Source organism: Tepidicaulis sp. (assembly GCF_965222285.1).
Lineage (GTDB): Bacteria > Pseudomonadota > Alphaproteobacteria > Parvibaculales > Parvibaculaceae > Tepidicaulis.
On record NZ_OZ244942.1, the window covers coordinates 2,053,624 to 2,073,917 of the forward strand.

The following is a 20,294-nucleotide window of genomic DNA, read 5'->3' on the forward strand; positions in this document are numbered from 1 at the left end:
ATTATGTCGATTGAACGTCCCCGTCAATTTCCTGGTGCCGGAACGAAAAAGGCGGCCCGGAGGCCGCCTTGAAGCAAGTGTCAGTATGAGGAAGGATCAATAGCTCAGCGTCACTGAAACCGTGCCCAGCTGGCCTTCGTCGCTCGCACCGGGCAATTCGCGCAGCTGCCAGCCATAATCGAAACGCACGGAAAGATAGCGGTCGAGCACATAGCGCGCGCCCACGCCCACACTTTGCAGCGTCACGCTTTTGGACAGGTTGGGCTGGCGGTCCTTATCCGAAAGATAGGCATAATCCCAGAAACCGACGAGCTGCATCCGGTCTTCGGCCCAGTCGAAGCCCTGGCCTAGAACCGGAAACGGCGGCGAGCGCAGCTCATTGCTCACCAGAACACCCTGCGCCCGGTTCACCGCCCGCTCTTCATAACCGCGCACGCTATCCACGCCGCCGCCGCCAAGCTGCTCACTGGGCAGAAGGTTGCCGTCGGAAATCTGCCCTTTCACGCGCAGCACCCAGCTTGCTTCTTTGGGCAGGCGCGTCGCGCGGGTCAGCTCCAGCGTGTCATAAAGATAAGAAGCCTCGGCAAAGGCGGTGCCGGAACCGGCAAAGGCATCGTCCGTATTATGACTGTTGAAACCGCCCGGCCCCCAGACCAGTGAATTGACCAGCGTCGTCTGCCCGTAAGGGTCCACCGCGCTTGCTTCATAATTCAACAGGAACTGATCGACATTCGTCGTATTGGCAAAAACCTGCGTGCCGCCAAAGGACAGGTTGTTATTGGTCGATTTGTGGTCGAAGCCAAGGCTCACGCTGTGGCTTGCAAAGGAAAGCGAGGGCAGCGCATGGCGGTAGCGCGCGCTGAGCTGATAGGAAAGCCCCTCCTGCCCAAAGAAAGGCCCCAGATCCGGCACCTGCTTCACATGCGAGCCGAAAAGCTGCAGCGTATCCCGCCAGGGCAGCGGCGCGGTGTAGGTGAAGGAATGCGCTTCAAAGCGCAAATCATCGCTCTGGCCCGCGCCCCTGTCCCGGTCCTGCAAAAGATCGCCGCTGGTCGTCACTTGATAGGAAAGCTGATGACCAAGCCAGAAGGCATTGCCCCAGTTGAAACCAAGGCTCCAGCGGTCCCTGTCCGTCAACGGCGTGCCGGTATTGTCGTAACTTGCATAAACGCGCAAAGGAAAGCGGTCTTCGGCCTGCAGCGCGATATCCGTGGCGCCGGGGCTCGCGCCCGGTTTCAGCACCGCATCGACCCGGCGGAACGGGTTGGTATTGAGCTGATTGATGCCCTGTTTCAGCCGTTCGATTTCCACCGGCGCGCCGGGGCGAATACCGATCCCGTCCCGGTACTGCGCTTCAGAAAACCACTTATTGCCAGCCACCTCTATCTGTCCGAGGCGGAACTCCGTCACCAGCACCTGTACGGTGCCCGCCGTCACATCCTGCGGAGGAAAAGAGACATCGACGAAAGGCCGTCCGGCTTCACGGTAAATGTTGACGATGGCCCGCGACACTTTGCCGATATCGCCTTGGTGGAAGGGTGCGCCCAGAAAAGGCTCAAGCGCCGCGCGCACGGCAGCTTCTTCATCCCCGAGCGCAGCGGCATCGATACCCGGCCGGTCGACACCGCCCGCCTCGATCGCGCTCCCATCCCCACGCACCACAATACCTTTCAGCTCCGGCAGAATGACATTGCCTGCCTCGCCATCCGGTTCTTCCAGCGCATCGGGCACCGTGAGGGTGCCGCCCCCTTCAAGCGGCGGGGCTTCTTGCGGAGCAATCCGCTCGAAATCCTCGTCCGCCGCCTGCGCCATGCCGCCGAAAGCCGGTATCATCAGTGCCAGCACCGGTAACGTGTAACGCAAACGCCGCCGGCGCGCTTCTTCCAACCGATCCCCCACACTCTGTCCTATCATTCTGTCGCCCCGGAAAAACTACCGGTGACGGGGAGAGGCCGCAGGTCCTGCACCCCGATATTCGTGTAAGAACCGAAGCGGCCTGCCTGGCCTGTAAAGAGGTTCCAGCGCTCTTCGTCACTGCCGTCATTCGGGCCGTCGCTCTGGCCGTCTTCCTGGCCAATCGAGCCGGTCACGAGGCCGCCATCATCCGTACCGCCGCCGAAGCCGCCAAGCTGCAACAGGATCGGCAGCGTCCAGAAACCGCCTGCTCCCTCGCCCTTGCCGATAGGTTGATCTTCCGGCCGCCAGGCATTTTGCAGCGTGCCGGGCTGGAAGGAGGTCAGCGTAATATCGCCCGGAAGCTGCGGCGTGCCGGGCAGCGGATTGGGCTGCACGAGCGGCATTTCGATCACCGTCAGCTGACCGTTCACATAGGTAATGGCGTAGTTGGAAAGACCGGTGCCCGCGGCATTGCTTGCGGTGATGACATAGGTACCGGGCGCCGCACTTGCCACTGTCCCGGCGCTCGTCAGGCTGACGCCGCTTACGCTGTCCCCGGCCACAAGCCCCGCCACGCTGAAGCCATTGAGCAGCAGCGTATCGCCTTCATCCTTTTGGGCATCATTGGCGGTAATGGTCAGTGCCGCCGGAGTGATGGTGAAGTCGGCGCCGGTGAAATTGATCGTATAGTTGCCGCCGGCAGAAAGCGTGCCGTGGCCGATGGCGTAGGGCCCACCTGCCACCGTCTCCCCTGCCGCGCGGGAAAGTGCGCCGGTAAAGAGCAAGGCATTATCCCCGCCGACAAAGCCGGCGAAGTTGAAGGTGAAGGAAGGATCGGCCTCGCCATAAGTTTTGGAGAGCGCATCCGCCGAAACCGACAGCGCCGCAGGCGTGATGGAAGCGCTCGTTGCCGCGTTAGGCGAGAGCGTATAGTTGCCTGCATCGGCGCCTGAAAGCGTGAGGCCCGTCACATTGACCGCTTTCCCGGCCCCTACATCGGCATCATTAAAGGCAAAACTGCCCGAGGCCGTAACATCATCGCCGCCGACAATGCCGCTCAGGCCGCCTACCGTGCCGGTCGCGGCCACCGTTCCGTCATAGACCTTGTCGTCGGCGGAGACGGAAACGCTGAGCGCCTTCGGCGTAATGACGAGATTGGCGCCATTGAAGCTGATGGTGTAGTTGCTGCCTGCGGAAAGCGTGCCTTGCGTAATGGCGTAAGGTCCGCCTGCTACCGTCTCGCCAGCCGCACGGGCAAGCGCCCCGGTAAAGACGGAGGAATCATCCCCGTTCGCCAGGCCCGTAAAGCCGAAGGTCAGCGCCGGGTCGATATCACCATAAATTTTGGAAAGCGCATCCGCCGTCACGCTCAGCGCCGCGGGCGTGATGGTGAAGTTTGCACCGTTGAAGCTGAGGACATAATTGCTCGTTGCCGCCAGCGTGCCTTGGGTAATGGCATAAGGACCGCCTGCCACTGTCTCCCCTGCCGCACGCACCAGGGCGCCGGTGAAGATCGAGGCATCATCCCCGTTTGTCAGCCCGCTATGGGTGAAGGTAAGCGCCGGGTCCACCCCGCCATAGACCTTGGAAACCGCATTCGCCGTAACGCTCAGAGCCGCAGGCGTGATGGTCAGGTTCGCGCCGGTGAAGCTGATCGTGTAATTGCTACCGGCCGAAAGCGTGCCCTGGCTTATCACGTAAGGACCGCCTGCCACGGTCTCGCCAGCCGCACGGGCAAGCGCGCCGGTGAAGACCGAGGCATCGTCCCCATTCGTCAACCCGCTATGAGTGAAGGTAAGCGCGGGGTCCACCGCGCCATAGACTTTTGAAAGCGCATTCGCCATTACCGTCAGCGCTGCCGGCGTGATGGTCAGGTTCGCGCCATTGAAGCTGATCGTGTAATTGCTGCCGGCCGACAGCGTGCCTTGTGTGATCGCATAAGGTCCGCCTGCCACCGTTTCGCCTGCGGCCCGCACGAGCGCGCCGGTGAAGACCGACGCATCATCCCCATTCGTTAGCCCGCTATGGGTGAAGGTGAGTGCCGGGTCACGCTCAGCATAGACTTTGGAGACCGCATCCGCCGTGACGGTCAGCGCGGCAGGCGTGATGGTCAGGTTCGCGCCGGTGAAGTTGATGGTGTAATTACCCCCGGCGGAAAGCGTGCCTTGGCTAATCGCATAAGGCCCGCCTGCCACCGTCTCCCCCGCCGCGCGGGTCAGCGCGCCGGTAAAGAGCGAGCTGTTATCCCCGCCGACAAAGCCGGAAAAATTGAAGGTGAATGCCTGGTCCGCGTCACCGTAAGTTTTCGTCTGCGCATCCGCCGTCACACTCAAACTTGCCGGTGTAATCGATGCCGAGCTGCTGGCCGTCGGCGAAAGCGTGTAGTTCCCCGCATCGCTGCCGGAAAGCGCAAGGCCCGTTACATTCACCATCTTGCCCGCGCCCACATTGGCATCGGTAAAGGCAAAAGTGCCGGAGCCGTTCGCCGTCACATCGTCGCCGCCGACAATGCCGGTGAGCCCCAAGATCGTACCGGTCGCCGTGACAGTGGCATCATAGACTTTGTCATCCGCGGCCACATTCACACTGAGTGCCTTCGGCGTAATCGTGAAATTCGCGCCCGTGAAATCGATGATGTAGTTGCCGCCCGCCGAGAGCGTGCCTTGGCCAATCGCATAAGGCCCGCCCGCCACCGTTTCGCCCGCTGCGCGGACGAGCCCGCCGGTAAAGAGCGAACTGTTATCCCCGCCGACGAAACCTGAGAAGTTGAAAGTCAGGCCGGGGTCCACATCGCCATAAGTCTTGGAGAGCGCATCGGCCGCAACCGTCAACGTTGCCGGCGCAATCGTTGCCGTCGCCGCCACGCCCGGCGCCAGGACGTAATTATTGGCATCGGCACCGTTAAGCGCCAGGCCCGAAATCAGAATGTCCTTAGCGACGCCCGCATTGGGATCGGCAAAGGCAAAGCTGCCCGAAACCGTGACATCATCTCCGCCGATCACGCCCGTCACGACGCTGCCTGAAACACGTGCCGCCACCGTGCCGTCATAAACCTTGTCATCCACCGTCACGGTCACCGTCAACGTTGCCGGGTCGATGGTCAGCGTGCCGTTCTGCCAGATGATGTCGACGCCGAGCGCATCGGAAAAGAGCCCGCGGATTTCATAAGTGCCCGCATCCGTCACCCCGGCAAGATTGCCGCCCAGCGTGCCGGACAAGGCAGCCATGGGATCGGAGATTGTCGCCGTGAAGCCGCTCGCTGCCTGCCCGTCATAGGTTTTGGTGATATCGTTCACATCTATGGTGATAGGCGTGAGGAACGAGCGCAGCACCGGGCGCGCTTCATCTTCGTAGATTCGCCAGGTCGTGCCTGTGCCGCCATCACCGTCAATGTCCCAGCCCGCATCGATATAGGTTTGCAGGTCCATGAGTTCGGCTGTCGTGTGGCCCGTCACCGGCGAGCCGCCGCCGACACCGTCAAGCCCGATGCCGTTTGCCTGGCCCGATGTGTCCGTATCCCAGAAGGACCCGGTAAGCGGCGCGCCGCTGCCACCGGGGGCAACCCGACCCGCATAACCGCCGACATTGGTGCTGCCCGTCACCGCGCCCGATGAATAGGTATTGACGATGCGGGACTGTGCCGAGGCCGGGGCATAGCGCCCGGCAAAGCCGCCCACTTCGTCATTACCGTTCACGCTGCCGGTTGCATAAGAATCCTCGATAATGCCCGATTGCAGACCGACAAAGCCGCCGATCAAGTTGTTCCCGCTTACACTGCCGCTCGCAAAGGAAAGCGTGATCGTGCCATTCGTGCTGTTCGTACCGGCGAAGCCGCCCACTTCATCCGAAGCGCCGCCCGGTGTCACGTTCCCCGTCGCATAGGACCGCGTGATCGTGCCGCGGCTATTGACGCCGATGAAACCGCCGACCCCTTCGATGCCTGTGCCCGTTACCGTGCCGCTAGCAGAAGAATCGCTGACAGTGCCCAGAATATCGAGGACGTTCACGCCATCGAAGAAAGAGAAACCGTTCGAACCGATCAATCCGCCAACGCTGCCGCTGATCGCATTGTTGACGCTCGTCACATTGACCGAAGAACTGACATTGCGGATGGCGCCGCCATTCTGCCCGACCAAAGCGCCCGTATCCGCGCCGCCCGTCACCGAGCCGCCCGCCAGATGCACATTCTGGATGGTGGAATTACGTGTGCGTCCGAAAAGACCGATATAGCCGTCCGCTTCCCCGCCGCGGCTGATGAAGAGATCGGAGATCGTGTTGTTGAGCCCTTCGAACGTGCCCTGGAAATGATTGTTCCGGTCGCCGATGGGATCGAACCCCAGTCCGCCATTCAGCCCCGAGGTCGATGAAGCATCGAGATCGCCGGCCAGCGCATAGCGCCCGGTAAGACCGGAACCGATCGCCTGCAGATCGTTGACACTATGGATCAGCGTATAGGCCTGCCCATCAATGCTCAGGCTGGCGCTCGCCCCGGCAAGCGTCACGCTGCCATTCGTGCCGAAAGAATAATCCCCGCCGAAGGTCAGCGTCAGGCCGCCCGACGTGCCGGTCGAGGTGATATCCGAATTGATCTCGATATTGCGCACCGCATCGAGGATAAGAACCGTATCGGCGCTCCAGGTAATATCGTCGTTGATGAAGATATCGCCGTTGCCCGCGCTAGCGCCATTGTCGCTATCGAGCGTCACATTTGTGCTGGCAAGATTCGTGGAAACCGTCGCCCCCGTAATATCCCCGCCGGAGGCTGCCACGGTCAGATCGTTCGGGTCGATGAGCCAGGTACCGGTCGTGCCGTTTTCAGCCAAGGTCGAAACACGCGTGCTCTCGGCAATGTCGATATCGCCGCCGGAGGTTTCGATGAAACCGCCCGAGGCACCCGCGCCGCCTTCGGCTTTCAACGCGCCCGAAACGCGCATGCGTCCGCTTGCCACAAGCACGGCGTCACCGCCATCCTTGCCCGCGCTTGACGCGGAAACATCGACGAGGCCCGAAATATCGATATCCGCAGCCTCAGCCGTTACCGTGCCGCCCGCGCCATCCTGATTGCGCGCTTCCAGCGTGCCGGAAATATCGATCTCATTCGATGCGGTCAGAAGAATGCGCCCGTCCCGCTCGGCGCTGCCCGTCGCGCGCACCAGCCCTTGCGTGTTCCCGGCAAGCGCATAGACATTGCCATGGGCGGCGGCAAGCTCCACTTGCGCCGCGCTGACCGCGCCTTCATTCGTTACATCGCCGCTCGTGCTGGCGCCCTGAATGAAAAGCCGCTGCCCGCCGCCTTGCGTTTGCAGCAGCACCTCATCGCCCGCGCCGAACGCCGCCACACCGTTTGCCGCCTCAACCGTTCCGGAATTCTGCACCGCCCGGCCGATCAGCACCACGTCGCCCGACTGCGAGACGATGCGCCCCACATTGACGATGGAACCATGCGAGGAACCGGCAAAGCGCATCGCCCCGCCATCCAGAAAATCCTCATTGGCAATGTCGCGGGTCGAAGCGATGAAGCTGCCCCCCGTGACGATCTCGCCGCCGGGGCCAACCACAATGCCGTTGGGATTGATGAGATAGGCCGAGCCTGTCGCCGTCAAAAGCCCGTCGATCTGCGAGATGTCGCCGCCCGTCACGCGGTTCAGCGTGGCGCCGAGGCCGTTCTGGATCGCCACGCTATTGCCCGCGCCGATGGAAAAGCCGTCCCAATTGATGATCCCGGCCAGCGAGCTTTGGGTGATGGTGGCGCTGGCGCCGGAAAACTGGATATCCCCCTGCCCGGCGACGAACTGCCCGCCGCTCGGCAGCGCCTCCGCGCCCAGCGCCGGCATCGCATAGCCCTGCGCAATGATCGTTGCACCCAACAAAGCCTTGCGGCTCGTCCCGAACACACGGTCCCCAGTAGCCATGCCGATCACCTTTCTACTCACTCATGAAACTGCTGTTCTAGGTGAAGCAAAAAAGGCGGGTGAAATCTAGGTAATTATTGATATATTATTAAAAAGTGATCGACTATTCACTTCATTTATATCGGAATTTACTTGGATGAATAATAAGTATTCTTGTTATTTACAAGTAAACGCAACTGATCTTAACACATAAGTAAGGATTCCGCATTTCACCATAGTGTGAGCGAAATTTTGGCGGTTTTCCGCGAAATCTCGTCAAGGCCACCACGTCTCTGATTAACCAATCCATCGCGCCAAACCATTACCGCCAAGCTCGCGCAGAGGAAGCCGCCGCCCATGAATATCCAGCAACTGGATCTCAATCTGCTTCTGGTTTTCGATGCCGTTTACAAGGAGCGCAGCATCAGCAAGGCGGCGGCGCGGCTCGACCTTTCTCAGCCCGCCGTCAGCAATGCGTTGAAACGTCTTCGCCAGTTCACTGGGGACAATCTCTTTTTCAGAGCGGGTAACGCCATGGTGCCGACCCGCGCCGCCAATGCGCTTGCGGTGCCGGTCGCCCATGCGCTGCGCACGGTTGAGGAAAGCCTGTCCTCGCTGCGCGCTTTCGATCCGGCGACATCGGCGCGGCTTTTCAAGCTCACCATCAACGACTTTCTGCGCGTAACGCTTGTCCCCCCGCTCACCAATTTTCTTGAGCGCGAGGCACCCGGCATCAAAGTGGAGTATCAGGCCCGGACCGGCACCGCCGCCGCTCATCTCGATGCGCTCCGGCGCCGGCAGACGGAAATGAGCATGCTGCCCCGCTCGGCGGTCGAAGGGCTTGAGGAGATTTCCTATCTGCCGGTGACGACCGACGGGTTGCAGCTTGCCGTGCGGGCGGGCCACCCCCTGCTCGCCGCCCCCGTCACCAAGGCAGCGCTGGCCGGGGCGCGCTATGTCGCCACGAATAACGCCCCCTTCGTCCGCGCCATCGTCGACGGCGCCTTCAAGGCGGAGGGGATCGAGCGCAACATCACCTGCTTTGTGCCCGACACGACGACGATCCCCTCCATCGTCGAAATGACGGACCTGATCGGCGTGATCGGCCAGAACAGCCTTGCCCGGCATCAGCGCGACCATGCACTTGTCAAACTGCCCGCCCCCTTCACCTTCCCGCAGATCGAGGCAGGCTTCGTCTGGCTGCGCGAGGCGGATGACGATCAGGGCCTGCAATGGCTGCGGGACAAAGCCGCGCAGATCCTGCAAACGGCACTTGCCGTCCATCCGCAAGGCGCGGCACCGGAAAACTAGAGGAACGTGAAGCTGGAAGTGGTGGCCGCGGCCGGACTCGAACCGGCACTCGCAAAAAGCGAAGCAGATTTTAAGTCTGCTGTGTCTACCATTCCACCACGCGGCCAGCGGGACCGGGCGAAAGAGGCCCGGCAAGAAACGCAGGGATAAGGCCCCAAAGAGACACGGATTTCAACACGCTTGTCGGAATAGTTGCGCCTTTTCCAAGAGTTTTCCCCAAACAAAAACGGCGGCCCGAAGACCGCCGTTTTGAGACTTTTCAGTCAAGACAGGCTTAGTTGGCCATGCCCTGCCAGACCGGCCAGCAGTTGTTGCCGGCTTTGGCGGCGAGCTTCGCCTGCGCGTCTTTGGCGTTGGAGCCATCCGCAGCTTCGACGTAGTCGTCCTTGCCCGTGCACCAGACGTAGAACTGATGCTTGCCGGCTTTCGACATGGCATCGAAGCTGGAGTCGAGCGCCATGGCGCCAGCGCTCATCAGCATCGTTGCTCCCGCAGCCATCCCAAGAATACCAAAAACTTTTTTCATCTTCCTGATCTCCCTCCGGGTTTAAAACCCTTGTTACAGGCCAGTGCCTGTTTTCCCCCACATGGCTCTTTCTCACCCAGGAGCCAAATGCACCGGGCGGCGACTGACAAGCCTTTTTCATTCGGCAATTTAGTCGATCGTGGGGAAATTGTATCCGATTCCATAAGAGATTCGACTGAATTCTTCGTAATGTTAGGGAGGATGTTGCAGAAAAGTGACGAAAAACCCAGCTTTTCCGCGGGATTTATACCGCCACGGCCCCGCGCAAGGTTAAGAGGCCGCCCGCACGTCCCCCTCGATCGGCACCGCCCCCAACTCCCGCATCAGGCTCCGCACTCGGTCCTGCACGCTCGCCAGCGCCGCCTCATCGACCGAGCGCATGACGATACTGGTGCCATAGCGCTTGCCGACAAAGAAGGGATAAGAACCAATGCTGACATCGGGATGCGCCGCCTGCAGCGTGCCGAGCCCTTCCGCCAATTGCCCCTCGCCCATCTCGCAGCTGACCGTGGCCGACAGCATTTTGCGCCCGCCTTTCAGGCGCCCGGCAAGCCCGTCCATCATCACCTGCATGATCATGGGAATGCCCGCCATGACGAAGACATTCTCCATCTGAAAGCCCGGCGCCTTGCTCACGGGGTTGGGAATGAGCGAGGCCCCTTCCGGGATCCGCGCCATGCGCTTGCGCGCCTCGGTGAAAGGGTTGCCGGTTTCCTCATAATGTTTGGTGAGAATCGCCATGGCTTCGGGGTGATGGCCGATGGGCACACCGAAGGCCTTGGCCACACAGTCCGCCGTGATGTCGTCATGGGTCGGGCCGATGCCGCCGGTGGTGAAGACATAATCGTAGGCCGCCCGCACCTCGTTCAGCGTCTCGACGATCACCGCTTCCACATCCGGGATCATCCGCGCCTCACGCACCTGAATGCCCATATCGCCGAGATAGCGGGCAATATAGGAAAGGTTGGCGTCTTTCGTGCGCCCGGACAAAAGCTCGTCGCCGATCAACAGAACACAGGCCGTTACAGAGCCTTCCGCCGCGCCATTTCCCATCGGGGCCTCCAGGTTGCAAAATTTTCTCTAAGGATAATACGCCGGCGGGCAAGGGCAATGGCCGCCATCACCCTTCCCGTGCAAGGCGCCCCGCGCTAATTGCAACGAAAGCCCCTCAGTTGCGGCTTTCGAGCCGACTGATTATGGTCCGCTCCCATGAAATTCGACCCGCCCCTTCTCTCCGGCCGGCTGCTCAAGCGCTATAAGCGTTTCCTGGCGGATATCCGCCTCGATAGCGGCGAGGAAATCACCGCTCATTGCGCCAATCCGGGCTCGATGATGGGCCTTGCCGGTGAAGGCATGCGGGTCTGGCTCTCAAAAAGCGACAATCCGAAGCGAAAACTCGCCCATTCCTGGGAAATCGTGGAACCGGAGGCAGGCTGCCTCGTCGGTATCAACACGGCCCATCCCAACAGGATCGTCGAAGCGGCCATCCTGGCAGGCGAAGTGCCGGAGCTGGCAGGCTATGAAACGCTGCGCCGGGAGGTGAGATACGGCCAGAACAGCCGCATCGACCTGCTGCTGGAAGATCCCGGAAAGCCGCCTGCCTATGTCGAGGTGAAAAATGTCACCCTCGCCCGGGAGCCCGGAATTGCTGAGTTTCCAGACGCCGTTACTGCCCGAGGGGCGAAACATATGGAAGAACTCGCCCGGCGGGCAGTTGCGGGCGAGCGGGCGGTTGTGTTCTTTCTTGTCCAGCGCAGTGATGCGGACCGTTTTCGCCTCGCTGAAGACATCGACCCAGCCTACGCCAAGGCTTTTGAGGCGGCTGTTAACGCCGGGGTCGAAGCCCTATGTTATAAATGTGTGATCACGCCGGAGGAAATCCGGCTCGACCGGAAGCTGACGCTATGAGCCTGACCGACCAAGACGAGGATTTCGAATTCGGGGATTACGACCCGATGGGCCGGAATATCAAAACCCATGGCGCGGAAGCCTTCGAGGGCATGCGCGCGGCAGGCCGGCTGTCGGCAACCTGTCTCGACATGCTGACGAAGGAAATACGTCCCGGCATGACGACGAAGGCGATCGACGATCTCGTTTTCGAATTCGGCATGGACCATGGCGCGATGCCCGCGACACTCGGCTACCGGGGCTTCACCGCTTCCTGCTGCACCTCGATCAATCATGTGGTCTGCCACGGCATTCCCGGCGACCGCGTGATGCGCGAAGGCGATATCGTCAATGTCGATGTCACCTTCATCAAGGATGGCTGGCACGGCGACACGAACCGCATGTTCTTTGTCGGCCAGGTGCCGCGCAAGGCCGAGCGGCTATGCGAGATCACCTATGAAGCGATGATGCGCGGCATTGCCGAGGTAAAGCCCGGCGCAACGCTCGGCGATATCGGCGCCGCCATCCAGGAATATGCCGAAGGAGAGCGCTGCTCGGTGGTGCGCGAGTTTTGCGGCCACGGCCTCGGCCTCGTCTTCCACGATGCGCCCAATGTGCTGCATTACGGCCGGCGCGGCGAAGGCGCGGTGCTGAAGGAAGGCATGTTCTTCACTATCGAACCGATGATCAATGCGGGCCGCCCGCATGTGAAAATGCTGAATGACGGCTGGACCGCCGTCACCCGCGACCGCTCGCTCTCTGCCCAGTTCGAACATTCGATCGGCGTGACGAAAGACGGCGCGGAAATTTTCACGAAATCCCCTGCCGGGCTCGACCGCCCGCCTTACGCCTAAACTCCGTGGCAGAAGCGGGGCAGCAGGATAAAGCCTCCGGCACGCCGCATCATGCCGGCCACCGCCAGCGCCTGCGCGAGCGGTTCAGAAAGGCAGGCGCCGAGGCGCTGGCCGACTATGAGCTCTTGGAGCTCGTGCTTTTCCGCGCCGTCCCGCGACGCGATGTCAAACCGCTCGCCAAAGACCTGATCGCGAGGTTCGGCTCCTTCGCCGCAACCATTGCCGCAGAGCCCGCCCGGCTTCTGGAAACCAAAGGCATCAGCGAGGCGGTCGTGACCGAATTCAAACTGGTGCAGGCGGCAGCTCTCCATCTTGCCCAGGCAAAGGTGATGAAACGGCCCGCCATTTCTTCCTGGTCGGCGCTTCTCGATTATTGCCGCGCCGCCATGGCATATGGGACGACCGAGCAGTTCCGTATTCTCTTTCTCGACCGCAAAAACATTCTGATTGCCGATGAAATTCAGCAAAAAGGAACGGTCGATCACACGCCCGTCTATCCGCGCGAAATCGTCAAACGCGCGCTGGAGCTTTCCGCTTCCGCCATCATTCTCGTGCACAATCACCCAAGCGGCGATCCGACCCCCTCCCAGGCCGATATCGATATGACGAAAAAGATTGTGGAAACGGCAAAACCGCTCGGCATTGCCGTGCACGACCATCTCGTCATCGGCAAGGACGGCCATGTGAGCTTTAAGTCACTTGGCCTGCTTTAAGAGTGCCGCCCGCCGCTTTCGGGAATTGACGCCGCGCCGCGCACGGGTATTCTCAGGGCCGCCGGACGTCCCGGCGATCAGGAGACTTTATGTCCAGCAAGGAAATTGTGCGCTAACTGCCCCGCTCTTCTTGAGTGAGCCTGGGCAGTGATCAATCCGCCCCGCAGGCCGCGCGTGCGCCTGCGGCGCTCGTTGATGTGTAACTTGCTGGTTTCCAATGAACATCTCGAAGAAAGAGCAGCGCGTGCTTCACGCGCTGGCTCAGGGCGGGCGCATCGTCATTGAACGCGATGGCCCCCGCAAACTCACCCGTGTCGATTGCATTACCCGCGACGGCTGGTTCCTGACGGACTGCACCGAACCGGTTTTCAAGAAGCTGAAACGCCGCCGCCTCATCCGCTCGCAAGGCGGCAAGCCCTATAGGATCACCCGCGAAGGGCTCGAAGCGGTGCGCGCGCAGCTCGACAACAGATGAAAAGAAAGGGCGCCTCACGGGGCGCCCTTTCCTGATCTTTTTAAGTTCTCGGCAAGCTCAGACATTCACCGCCGAGTAAGGCGCCCATTTGTCCATCCAGGGCTGGGCTTTTTCCAGCTCATAGGCAAGCTGCAGAAGCAGCCCTTCCTGGCCCTTGGCGGCCGCGAACTGGCTGCCGATGGGAAGCCCCGCCTCATTCCAGCTCAGCGGCACGGACATGGCCGGTGTGCCCGCCACATTATGCTGCGGCGTGTATGCGACGTAAGTCGTCGTGCGCTCATAAAGCGTATCGAAATCAACCGTCGGCGCCTGCTCGCCGAGTTTGGGCGGCGCGCTCGCCAGTGTCGGCGTCAGCCAGACATCGTAGCCGGTGAAGAACTCGGCAATATCCGCTTCCACCTTGGCGAAATAGGCAAGCGCGTTTTTCATCGCATCATCGTCCTTGGCATTGAAGAAATCGGCAAGGCCGAGCGTCCAGGGCTCAAGCAGTCCCGTTTCGGCGGCAGGCTTGCCGGTCTTTTCTTCCACCAGCGCTTTGAGCTGCGCCGGGCCGGAGGCCCAGGCGGTCAGGAAATGGTCGATGAATTGCGGCCCGTCGATGGGCGGCGTCACATCGACAATCTCGTGGCCGAGCCCTTTGCAAAGCTCCGCCGTTTCCTCGATCGCCTTGCGCACATCGCCGTCCGGGTCGCTGCCGTCGTAGCGGGCCATGCTGAACGCGATCTTGAGGCGCTTCGTGCCCGCATCCGTCACATTGCCAGTCGGAGCAAAGGCGCCGCCCTCTTTTACTTCCGTCAGATCGAGCAGCGCCGCGCTATCGCGCACCGAGCGGGAAATGACATGCTTCACAGAAATATCGCCCGGCATCGGATCCTTGTTCTGCTCCAGCATGCGCCCGCGGCTGGGTTTGAGGCCGAAGAGCCCGCAGCAGGACGCGGGAATGCGGATCGAGCCGCCCCCATCGCTCGACTGGGCGAAGGGCACCATGCCCGCCGCCGTTGCCGCCGCCGAACCGCCGGAAGAACCGCCCGTCGAATGCTCGAGATCCCAGGGATTGTGACAGTCGCCAAGCAACAGCGGCTCGGTCGTCGCCAGTAGGCCGAATTCCGGCGTGTTGGATTTGCCGAGAACGACAAGCCCCGTCTCCAGCGTCTTGTCCGTGTAAGGCGACTGCCAATCGGACACGTAATCGGCGAGCATTTTAGAACCGGAGGTGCGGCGCACGCCTTTCAGGTCGTTCAGGTCTTTCAGAAGATAAGGCACGCCGGCGAAAGCCCCTTCGCCTGCCCCTGCCTTGGCTTCCTCGCGGGCCGCCTCGAAGGTCTCGGTCACCACCGCGTTGACCTTGCCGTCCAGCCGCTCGATCCGCGCAATGGCGGCATCCACCAGTTCAAGCGGCGTCACTTCTTTCTTCTTCACCAGCGCCGCCTGGCCCAATGCGTCCAGCTTGACAAAAGGGTCGTTTGCCGCGCGCGCGGGCATATGGCGAAAACCGATGGCAAGGGCGCCGGCCGCAGCCGAGCCCTTCAAAAATTGACGGCGATCCATGTATTCCTCCCAGAATTCTGTCTTTTCCATCTCGGCCGATGGGTAGGAAGGCAGTATTGCGCCTCTTTTTGCCAAATAAAATGCAATATATCTGAAGGACCCGTTCAGATTATTCATCGATAGGCCCCTTTCCTGGCAGAATTGGTCCCCTGCCCGCCCGGTGGGGCAAGACTCAACCGGGCCGGACCGGGCCAGTTGAGCCTCGCCCCGCCATCTGCTAAAGCAACGGCCTCCACTCCACCTCATTAAAGGCGAATGCTCGATGATCCCGCGCTACTCCCGGCCGGAAATGGCCTCCATTTGGGACCCTGCCACGAAATTCCGTATCTGGTTCGAGATCGAGGCCCATGCCTGCGATGCGCTGGCGGAGCTCGGGGTGATTCCCAAAGAGGCGGCCAAAACCATTTGGGAACGCGGCGGCAAGGCCGAGTTCGACGTGGCGCGGATCGACGAGATCGAGCGCGAGGTCAAACACGACGTCATCGCCTTCCTGACGCACCTGTCTGAATTCGTCGGCGAGGACAGCCGTTTCGTCCACCAGGGCATGACCTCCTCGGACGTGCTCGACACCTGCCTCAATGTGCAGCTCACCCGCGCCGCCGACCTTCTGCTCAAAGACCTCGACGCCCTGCTCGCCGCGATCAAGAAGCGCGCCTTCGAGCATAAAGACACGATCACCATCGGCCGCAGCCACGGCATCCACGCCGAGCCCACCACCTTCGGCCTTAAAATGGCCCAGGCCTATGTGGAGTTCGAGCGCTGCAAAGAGCGCATGCTCGCCGCGCGCAAGGAAATCGCGACTTGCGCCATTTCCGGCGCCGTCGGCACCTTCGCCAATATCGACCCGCAGGTCGAGGAGCATGTGGCAAAGGCCATGGGGCTTGAGCCGGAACCCGTCTCGACCCAGGTTATCCCGCGCGACCGCCACGCCATGTTCTTTGCAACGCTGGGCGTCATCGCAAGCTGCGTCGAGAGGCTGGCGACGGAAGTGCGCCACCTGCAGCGCACGGAAGTGCTGGAAGCGGAAGAATATTTCTCCGAGGGCCAGAAGGGTTCCTCCGCCATGCCGCATAAGCGCAATCCGGTCCTGACCGAAAACCTGACCGGCCTTGCCCGCCTCGTGCGCGGCATGGCGCTGCCGGCCATGGAGAACGTCGCCCTCTGGCACGAGCGCGATATTTCCCACTCCTCCGTCGAACGGATGATCGGCCCGGACGCCACCGTCACGCTCGACTTCGCACTCGTGCGTCTTACCGGCGTTATCGAGAACCTGCTCGTCTATCCCGACCGCATGCAGGAAAACATGGACAAGCTCGGCGGCCTCGTCTTCTCCCAGCGCGTCCTTCTGGCGTTGACGCAGAAAGGCGCAAGCCGCGAGGATGCCTACCGCTTCGTGCAGCGCAATGCGATGCCCGTCTGGCGCGGGGAAGGCAATTTCCTCGAGCTTTTGAAAGCCGACAAAGAGGTTTCCGCGAAACTCTCGGACGCCGAACTCGATGAGCTTTTCGACATCGGCTACCACACCAAGCACGTGGATACGATTTTCAAGCGCGTCTTCGGCAAGGCATAACGTTTTTGTCGTCCCGGGACTTGTTCCCGGGATGACGGAAGAGCGATGCGGCGATGCGCAAAGCCGCCAACACATGCCACACAGTTGACACCTAAACATGTATAGTCCCCGGCAAAACAACCAGAGGATAGACATGCGCACCGCTTTCGATGGCTCCATCCGCCGCCGCATCCATTTTTTCCGCCATGGCGATGTTTCCTATGTGGACAAAGAGGGCAACCGTGTGCCCGACAGCCGCGCCGTGCCGCTGACCGATTGGGGCCGCGAACAGGCCGCGCTGATGTGCGATTATGTAAAAGAGCTTTCCTTCGACAAGGCCGTCTGCTCGGGCCTGCCGCGCACGGTGGAAACCGCCGAAGGCATTTTGAAGGGCCGCGATCTCAAGATCGAAGTGATGAGCGAGTTCGAGGAAATCCGCTCCGACCCCGACCGCTACAAGAACCTGAAAAGCCTGCACGATGTCGCTTACGCCTTCGAAGGCGCGCATCTTCCGGGCGCCCGCTACGGCGAGGGCGAGAGCTTTCTGGAATTCGAAGCCCGCATCGTTACCGGCTTGATGCATCTTGTCGCCGATAAGAGCTGGCAGAACCTTGCCCTTATCGCCCATGGCGGCGTCAACCGCGCCATTCTGGGCTGGGCGAGCGGCGCCAGCCTCGGCGCCTTCCACGCTTTCGATCAGAACACCTGCTGCCTGAATATCGTCGATGTGGACACGCACCCGGACACCGGCGAAATCCGCCGCATGACCGTGCGCGGCATGAACATCACGCCTTACGATCCGGTGAAAAAGAACGTCGACAAACTAGCACTCGAAATGATCGCCGAACGCATGCGCGCGAAATACGGGTGAGGCTCAGGCAGACTTGATCCCCGCCCAGCGGAAGGAGCAGCGCAGGAAGGAAAGCGCGCCGCTCTCGATGCAAGCGCCGTGGGCGAGGATGATTTTCTCCGGTTTCCAGGACAACATTTTTTGCACCTCGGCGCGCACATGAGCCTTTCTGCCGAAAAACGTCGCGCGCAGATCGCGCGGCGCGGCGCCATTGGGCGCCATGATGCCGGTGAGGCGCAAAAGAAGATGCGTCCAGAACCCATGCACTTTTTCAGGTTCGAAATTCTCGATGAGGTCCGTGACGATCAGCGTGCGTGAAGCGGCATGAAAGAACACGGCTTCGCTGAGCACATGCCCTTCGACGACACAGAACGCAATCTCCCCCGCCCAGGGTGTGTCTGCGCCGTTCGTCAATTCGCGGTCGAAGCGCACACCCTTCTCCGGCCATGAGCGTTCTTCGACGCGCGGCGCAGCGAAACTTTGCGCGCCCGGGTAAGCCGCCATCCAGTCCCCGATCCACCAATAATGAATTTTGTTGGGTGCGATGAGATAAGCAACCTCGCCCAGCGCATCCACTTGCGCTTTCAGCTTATCGGTCAGCGGCACGGGCGAATGAAGCCAGAGCTTGCCATCTTTAAGGCGCACGATGGTCATGCGCGTCGGATAAGGCACGGTCACGATGCCCGCTTTGAAATCGATCAGCGGACCGTCGGCAAGCCATATGTCCGGCCCGAAGGGTTTCAGTTCATAAAGCGGCTCATACGCATCGATCTGCCAGGCCATATCTTCTCACTGCGGACTTTCCTCCGGCAGCGCAAAGCCTATCACAGAATCGCCGAGCGTCGTGGTGGAGCGCGAATGACCGCCCGCCGCGATCACCACATATTGCCGCCCTTCCCATTCATAAGACATGGGCGTTGCCTGCCCGCCTGCCGGCAAGCGCCCTTTCCAAAGTTCCTCGCCGGTTTTCGCATTAAAGGCGCGCAGGTAATTGTCCATCGCCGCACCGATGAAAAGAAGACCCGACTTCATGACGAGCGGCCCGCCGAAACTCGGTGTACCGAGTTTCAAGGGGATCGGCACGGGCGCCAAATCTTCCACCGTGCCGAGCGTCGCCTCCCAGGCAATGCTGCCATCGGAAAGGTCCACCGCATGCAGCACGCCGAAAGGCGGCGCGTTGCAGGGAAGCGAAAGCGGCGAGAAAACGAGATCGCGCTTCATGCCCCAGGCCGTGCCGGTCTGCGGGCTTATCTCCTTGTCCGGCTCCGCCGCCTTTGCCGCTGCAAAATCTTCACGCCGGATAAGTTTGACCATATGGAGCGCGCGGTTCGTGTTCACATACATGAGCTGGCTTTCCGGATCGAACGCCATGCCGCCCCAATTCGCCCCGCCGCCCGTAAAGGGGAATAGCAAAGTGCCCTCCTCGCTCGGCGGCGTGAACAGCCCTTCGGAGCGGTATTTAGCGATCTCCCTCGAACAGGCCCACCTGTCGAGAGGCGTCAGCCCCCAGGCTTCGTCCGGCGTAATCGTCGTCGGCACGAGCGGCGGCGGGGCAAGCGGGAAAGGCTGTGTCGGCGAAAGCCTTTCGCCCGCCACCGCCCCTTGCGGCACGGGCCGTTCCTCCACCCCGAAAATCGGCTCGCCCGTCTCCCGGTCGAGCACAAAGACGAGCCCCGTCTTTGCCACTTGCACCACCGCATCGCGCGGACCTTCCGGGCGCTGCAGCGTCACAAGGCTCGGCTGGGCGGGCAAATCGTAATCCCAGACATCGTGATGCACGGTCTGGAAATGCCAGCGCACCTTTCCGCTCTCCGCCTCAAGCGCGACAACGGAATTGGCATAGCGGTTATCCCCCGGCCGCTCGCCGCCGAAAAAATCCGGGCTCGGCGAGGAGGTCGGCAAAAAGACGAGCCCGCGTTTTTCATCCACCGACATGGGCGCCCATACATTGGCATGGCCGGTGCGCGCGGCGCGCGTATCCCAGCTTCCCTCCTGCTCCGCTACCCCCCGCGCCACGGGATCGAAATCCCAAAGCGGTGCGCCGCTGCGCGCATCGAAGGCGCGCACAGTGCCTTTCGGCGCATCGGCGCGGTTATTGTCCCCGATCGACGAGCCGGTAATGAGAACGCCGCGCGCCACGATGGGCGGCGAGGTGATTTGAAATTCGCCGGGATAGGCAAGCGCCATGCCGGGCGCGATACGCACCTCGCCGCCCGCGCCGAAACCCTTACAAGGCAGGCCGCTTCGCGCATCGAGCGCAATGAGCCGGGCATCATTCGTGCCCATGAAAATGCGCGCGGCGCAGGCTGCGCCCTCAGCCGCCGCCTCGTCCTTCCAATAGGTCACACCCCGGCAGACGAACTGATTAGCCGGCTCATAATCGGTTTCGATCTGGGGGTCGAAGCGCCACTTTTCTTCCCCCGTGCCCGGATCGAGTGCCACCACCTCGTTGAAAGGCGTGCAGAAGATAAGCGAGCCTTCGGCAAGAATGGGCGTGCCTTCAAAGGCGCTCTGCTTGATCGCCTCGGGCCGCGCCTTCATGTCACCGGTCGAATAGCGCCAGGCGATTTCGAGATCGTCCACATTTTCAGGCGTGATCTGCCCGGCGCTGACATAGCGCTGGCCGCCCGCATCCCCGCCATAATGGCCCCAGCCGCTTTCAGCCCCTGCCGGCCCGCCGCCCACGAGCATCACAGCCACCAGCGCGGCAAAAACCGCTAATCCCGCAACCGGACGGCCCCTGCTTCTCGTCTTCTCGCCCATGATCCGACCGGCCATAGCCATCTCCATAAAT

The 20,294-nt window shown here is 61.4% G+C and carries 14 protein-coding genes and 1 tRNA gene; 7 read left to right on the top strand and 8 right to left on the bottom strand.

Annotation, left to right across the window (positions count from 1 at the left end; genetic code table 11):
* Positions 1-96: 96 nt before the first annotated feature.
* Positions 97-1,899, bottom strand: a complete 1,803-nt coding sequence (locus ACOQOT_RS09860) for a ShlB/FhaC/HecB family hemolysin secretion/activation protein (RefSeq protein ID WP_420559114.1) — start codon at positions 1,897-1,899, stop codon at positions 97-99.
* Between the two features lie 11 nt (positions 1,900-1,910).
* Entirely contained in the window at positions 1,911-7,808 is a 5,898-nt protein-coding gene (locus ACOQOT_RS09865; protein ID WP_420559115.1) for an MBG domain-containing protein, read from the bottom strand.
* 336 nt (positions 7,809-8,144) lie between these two features.
* On the opposite strand from ACOQOT_RS09865, the gene ACOQOT_RS09870 reads away from it, so the two are divergent.
* Positions 8,145-9,098, top strand: a complete 954-nt coding sequence (locus tag ACOQOT_RS09870) for a LysR substrate-binding domain-containing protein (RefSeq protein WP_420559116.1) — start codon at positions 8,145-8,147, stop codon at positions 9,096-9,098.
* A 19-nt stretch (positions 9,099-9,117) separates the two neighbouring features.
* Here the strand turns inward: ACOQOT_RS09870 and ACOQOT_RS09875 are convergent.
* The 3 genes from ACOQOT_RS09875 to ACOQOT_RS09885 form a co-directional block, all read right to left on the bottom strand.
* Positions 9,118-9,204 (bottom strand) — tRNA-Leu (locus ACOQOT_RS09875).
* A 168-nt stretch (positions 9,205-9,372) separates the two neighbouring features.
* Positions 9,373-9,579 carry a hypothetical protein gene (locus tag ACOQOT_RS09880; RefSeq protein WP_156101683.1) on the bottom strand — a complete coding sequence of 69 codons (207 nt, stop codon included), beginning with the start codon at positions 9,577-9,579 and terminating at the stop codon, positions 9,373-9,375.
* A gap of 315 nt (positions 9,580-9,894) precedes the next feature.
* Entirely contained in the window at positions 9,895-10,677 is a 783-nt protein-coding gene (locus ACOQOT_RS09885; RefSeq protein ID WP_420559117.1) for a competence/damage-inducible protein A, read from the bottom strand.
* A gap of 156 nt (positions 10,678-10,833) precedes the next feature.
* On the opposite strand from ACOQOT_RS09885, the gene sfsA reads away from it, so the two are divergent.
* The 4 genes from sfsA (at position 10,834) to ACOQOT_RS09905 (ending at position 13,553) form a co-directional block, all read left to right on the top strand.
* On the top strand, positions 10,834-11,532 hold the full coding sequence (gene sfsA / locus ACOQOT_RS09890) for a DNA/RNA nuclease SfsA (protein WP_420559118.1): 699 nt from the start codon (positions 10,834-10,836) through the stop codon (positions 11,530-11,532).
* Between the two features lie 47 nt (positions 11,533-11,579).
* On the top strand, positions 11,580-12,365 hold the full coding sequence (gene map / locus ACOQOT_RS09895) for a type I methionyl aminopeptidase (RefSeq protein WP_420561933.1): 786 nt from the start codon (positions 11,580-11,582) through the stop codon (positions 12,363-12,365).
* The gene (gene radC / locus ACOQOT_RS09900) at positions 12,329-13,078 is read left to right on the top strand and encodes a RadC family protein (RefSeq protein ID WP_420561934.1); all 750 of its coding nucleotides are present in this window, start codon (positions 12,329-12,331) and stop codon (positions 13,076-13,078) included. The genes map and radC overlap by 37 nt, the downstream gene beginning before the upstream one ends.
* Before the next feature lie 217 nt (positions 13,079-13,295).
* Positions 13,296-13,553: a YjhX family toxin gene (locus ACOQOT_RS09905; RefSeq protein WP_045444465.1), complete on the top strand. Its 258-nt coding sequence runs from the start codon at positions 13,296-13,298 to the stop codon at positions 13,551-13,553.
* Positions 13,554-13,610: 57 nt separating this feature from the next.
* On the opposite strand, the gene ACOQOT_RS09910 is transcribed toward ACOQOT_RS09905, so the two are convergent.
* Positions 13,611-15,101 carry an amidase gene (locus tag ACOQOT_RS09910; protein WP_420559119.1) on the bottom strand — a complete coding sequence of 497 codons (1,491 nt, stop codon included), beginning with the start codon at positions 15,099-15,101 and terminating at the stop codon, positions 13,611-13,613.
* Between the two features lie 262 nt (positions 15,102-15,363).
* Between ACOQOT_RS09910 and purB the strand changes: the two genes are divergently transcribed.
* Together purB and ACOQOT_RS09920 are read left to right on the top strand one after the other, a co-directional pair.
* Positions 15,364-16,671: an adenylosuccinate lyase gene (gene purB / locus ACOQOT_RS09915; RefSeq protein WP_420559120.1), complete on the top strand. Its 1,308-nt coding sequence runs from the start codon at positions 15,364-15,366 to the stop codon at positions 16,669-16,671.
* A 133-nt stretch (positions 16,672-16,804) separates the two neighbouring features.
* Positions 16,805-17,521 carry a histidine phosphatase family protein gene (locus ACOQOT_RS09920; protein WP_420559121.1) on the top strand — a complete coding sequence of 239 codons (717 nt, stop codon included), beginning with the start codon at positions 16,805-16,807 and terminating at the stop codon, positions 17,519-17,521.
* A 3-nt stretch (positions 17,522-17,524) separates the two neighbouring features.
* Here the strand turns inward: ACOQOT_RS09920 and ACOQOT_RS09925 are convergent, their stop codons facing one another.
* Together ACOQOT_RS09925 and ACOQOT_RS09930 are read right to left on the bottom strand one after the other, a co-directional pair.
* Positions 17,525-18,283, bottom strand: a complete 759-nt coding sequence (locus ACOQOT_RS09925; RefSeq protein ID WP_420559122.1) for a DUF4336 domain-containing protein — start codon at positions 18,281-18,283, stop codon at positions 17,525-17,527.
* Between the two features lie 6 nt (positions 18,284-18,289).
* A complete protein-coding gene (locus tag ACOQOT_RS09930) occupies positions 18,290-20,278 on the bottom strand; it encodes a pyrroloquinoline quinone-dependent dehydrogenase (protein ID WP_420559123.1) in 1,989 nt (662 codons plus the stop codon).
* Positions 20,279-20,294: the final 16 nt, after the last annotated feature.